Source organism: Nitrosomonas communis (assembly GCF_024102715.1).
GTDB lineage: Bacteria > Pseudomonadota > Gammaproteobacteria > Burkholderiales > Nitrosomonadaceae > Nitrosomonas > Nitrosomonas communis_B.
On record NZ_JAGFJM010000108.1, the window covers coordinates 1 to 3851 of the forward strand.

5 protein-coding genes are annotated in these 3851 nt (G+C 43.1%); 4 read left to right on the forward strand and 1 reads right to left on the reverse strand.

Going from position 1 to position 3851, the window contains the following annotated elements; genetic code table 11:
• From J5I83_RS14580 to J5I83_RS10550, 4 genes are all read left to right on the forward strand, one after another.
• On the forward strand, nucleotides 1–131 hold a 131-nt coding region (locus J5I83_RS14580; protein ID WP_369683420.1), incomplete at its 5' end, for an LPXTG cell wall anchor domain-containing protein.
• Nucleotides 132–234: 103 nt separating this feature from the next.
• Nucleotides 235–648, forward strand: a complete 414-nt coding sequence (locus tag J5I83_RS10540; protein ID WP_304055800.1) for a copper resistance protein CopC — start codon at nucleotides 235–237, stop codon at nucleotides 646–648.
• On the forward strand, nucleotides 641–2662 hold the full coding sequence (locus J5I83_RS10545) for a CopD family protein (RefSeq protein ID WP_304055803.1): 2022 nt from the start codon (nucleotides 641–643) through the stop codon (nucleotides 2660–2662). The genes J5I83_RS10540 and J5I83_RS10545 overlap by 8 nt, the downstream gene beginning before the upstream one ends.
• A gap of 60 nt (nucleotides 2663–2722) precedes the next feature.
• Entirely contained in the window at nucleotides 2723–3241 is a 519-nt protein-coding gene (locus J5I83_RS10550) for a hypothetical protein (protein WP_304055805.1), read from the forward strand.
• 196 nt (nucleotides 3242–3437) lie between these two features.
• Here J5I83_RS10550 and J5I83_RS10555 read toward each other — a convergent pair.
• The coding region (locus tag J5I83_RS10555; protein ID WP_304055807.1) for an IS5 family transposase at nucleotides 3438–3851 on the reverse strand (414 nt) is incomplete at its 5' end.

Below are 3851 nucleotides of genomic sequence, written 5' to 3' on the forward strand. Positions count from 1 at the left end.
CCCGTTTTCCTTTCTCGGTAGGAACTGGAGGAAAATCGAATCTTCCTTACATCATAGGAGCGCTTGTACTGGTAGCTGCCGGTGCTTTCTTCTTCATGCGCAGTAAAAAAAGTAAACTGGAAACAGCCTAGTGTTATCGTTATTTGCACAATTAAGTTAGAACCACGCTCATATTCGATAATCTAATGATTTAGGTTATTTGAAATGTCTGATTTAAAAATGAGGAGTAGTCGAATGAAAATAAAATGGACAGTGTCAATTTTGAAGCAAGTTGTAACGTTATCTATCATAGTAACGGTCATGACGCTTATGTATGCGAATCAGGCTTTTGCGCATGCTGCTTTGGTTAAGGCTGAACCTGCTCGTCGCGCAGTACTTTCTGCAGCACCTGCGCAAGTTCGACTCTGGTTTAATGAGGAAATTGAGCCTGCATATGCGTCTCTTTCAGTGCTTGATAACGATAAAAAACCTGTTACAGATAATAAAGTGAAGGTTCATCCAGAAGATCTAAAATCGATTTTTCTGGAATTACCTGAAATGAAAGCAGGACGGTATACAGTGAAGTTTCGGGTACTCTCCGTAGATGGCCATGTGGTTGATTCTGACTACAATTTTACAGTTGCCGATAAAGTAAAAAAAGATGATTGAGATCATTGCTGCGTTTGCTCGTTGGACACAGCTGGTAGCCAATTTAATAATTTTTGGTAGCTGTATTTTTCTTGCGATAGCCGGGCAGCAGAAAGCTGTATTCGAGAGTTCCTGGGCAACCCGATTGGAACGTGGATTACCATGGCTAGGTGGTATCATTCTAATTGGGCTGCTGGGAGTTCTGGCAACAACGACAGGTGAAGCGACTGGTATTGCAGCGAATACGTGGCGACCTGATGCGTGGCTGGAAGTAGTGCAACAGACTCGCATGGGACAAATGTGGGCGACTCGTGCATTATTCGCGCTAGTTCTTCTTGGAATCATTCTATATATCAGACAGGTTTACAGGGTAAGATGGCATTACATCTTATGCGCCGTGGCTGCATCATTGCCTTTGATTGCGGGTTCAATGGTAAGCCATTCAGCAGCAGAAGAGATGCCTTTAGTGCCAGTATTTACTTATGCGCTGCATATTCTTTTGGCAGGAATCTGGTTTGGAGCTTTGCCGGCTTTTCTACTAATAATATTCAGTAAGGAGGATCCAGGTAAACCACTAGATTTGTTGAGCGCTGAGAGCCTGAAGAAATTTTCGGCGGTAGCTTTACCAACAATGGTAATTATAATGGGTACCGGCCTTATCGTGGCTGATCGAATGGTAGGGAAGGATTATCATGCGCTCGTTGCTAGTGCATATGGTTGGGTATTGAACATAAAACTTTTGCTATTGGTGATCATTCTAATGATCGCATATCGAGCACGTTCCAGATGGCTGCCTGCATTGACGCAGAATAATGATGTCGAGCAGATCCAAAATGGTAGTCAGCGACTAAGGAAATGGGTCAGTATCGAATTTGTCTTGGCTTTTTTCTTGGTATTATTTGCGACCATCTTGGCTAATACCAAACCTGCAAAGCATGCCATGGTGGAAAACTGGCCTTATTCTTTCAGATTTTCAATAGATGCAACCTGGTATGAGCCAAATGTTCAGCTTTTGTTCTGGGGTGGTGTTGCATTATTGATACTGGCTGCTGGTTCAGTATGGTTAGGCTTCAAAAAGAAATGGGAAATGAGAAAGCGGATTGGAATTCCGGTTGCTTTGACAATTGCTTCCTTTGCAGTGGCCTTGCCTCCCTTAGCAGTGGATGCTTATCCGGAAACTTATCAAAATACACCTGTTCCTTTTGATGCTATCTCCATTTCTAATGGATCGCTACATTTTTCTCAGAATTGTACATCCTGTCATGGTCCGCAAGGCCAAGGTAATGGAATACTAGCCAAGACGTTACCAAAGCCGCCTGCTGATTTGCTGACGGAGCCACATACTGCGAGGCATACTGCCGGTGATTTTTTTCATTGGCTAACGTATGGGATTGCTGAAACAGGTATGCCTGGTTTTTCTAATAATTTATCAGAAGAGGATCGCTGGGATGTCGTCAATTATTTGCATGCCATGTCACGCGGTTATCAGGCGCGTCTGCTGAGTCCGAGAGTTGTTCCTGAAAAACCATCTATTGGTCCGCCTATTTTTTCATATTTTGCGCATGACGGTTCCAGTGGTTATCTGAAGGATTTTCGGCAGAAAAAAACAGTAATGCTTGTATTCTTCACTTGGCCACAATCGCAAGATCGTTTACAACAATTAAAAGCATCTTATGATAAGTTGGGTGAGCTTAATACAACCATTCTGGCTATCCCAATGAATGATCTAGAGCAACAGGAGATCCTCAATATTGCAGCAGATATACCCTTTCCTGTAGTGACTGAGGGCGCTAATGAGATCAGGAATAGTTATATTCTGTATCGAAGAACGCTTACTCATCCAGATATTCTGGGTGAAGGCGTTATTCCAGAGCATTCTGAATTTCTGGTAGATCGCTATGGTTACTTGCGCGCAAGGTGGATACCTGATATAGATGAAAACGGCTGGGCGAACATGAATTTTTTAACACAACAGCTTGCTCAGCTTAATAATGAAAAGGCAATTCTTCCGCCACCAAGTGACCATGTTCACTGATGTTATAAAACTGTAATAGCTGCGATGGTTTATCTTAATTAATAATCCAGGAGAAAATAAATGAGAAGATTAATCGTTTCATCTGTTTTGATAGGTGCGATGGCGATGATGCCACAGTTTGCTTTGGCTCATACAGATGAATATTTGGCCACAATCAAAGCACCTCATGGGGGTCAGCTTCGCGCAGCTGGTCCATTTCATTTGGAGTTAGTAGCCAAGGATGGAGAATTGACACTGTATGTTACCGATCACGGAGATAAGCCAATTTCAACAAGCGGTGGTCAAGGTAAGGCAAATATTCAGGTAGAGAAGGATGGGAAGAGGCAATCCGTGGAGCTGAAGCCAGTTTATGCCAATATAATGAAAGGAAAGGGAGACTTCCAGATTACGCCTGAAACTTCAGTTGCTGTTTTTATAGCACTTCCAGAGCATGAAACCCAAGGAGCACGCTTCGTACCACAAGCACCTGAAGGAGATAAAGATATGGAGGAGGGCAGCAGTCACAGCCACCATCACCACCACCATCATCATGACGCAGATGCGGATGCTAGCAGTGATCATGAAGAAACAGAAAAATGATTTAGTTTGTTAGATTTTTGTAGTAGTGAAGTAAAAGTACAATGAGGGATTATCTTTTATAGATCTATCCCTTTTTGTATTCCAATCATTGCTTGGAATGGTTTGATATTGTGAAATTCGGCTATATCAATACCCTCCTAACGCAAATTAGCTAGCGCCAGTTTCTCTAGGGTCTGTTGACATTTCACATAGGTAGTCACAGATATCCACACGCTATGGCTACCATACTCTCAAAATTTCGCTTCAGCTTGTCGTATCGTGTCGCTATTGTCCGATACTGCTTTAGCCGGGCAAAAGCATTTTCCACCAAATGTCGGTATCTATATAAACCCCAATCCATATCTGCGTTACCCTTTAACAAGTTGCGCTTTCTCGGTATCACAGCCCGAGCTCCTTTCTTCGTTATCTGTTCCCGTATCCATTCGCTGTCATAGCCCTTGTCCGCAACAATCGCTTTTGTGTCAGGCAACCTGGCAATCAAATCAGGTGCTGCAGAACAGTCATTGATTTCTCCACCGGTAATTTCAAACTCAACTGGCAAGCCATAACCATCGACCGCTAAATGGATCTTTGTGGTATTGCCTGCACGGCTTTTGCCAATAACCTGCGA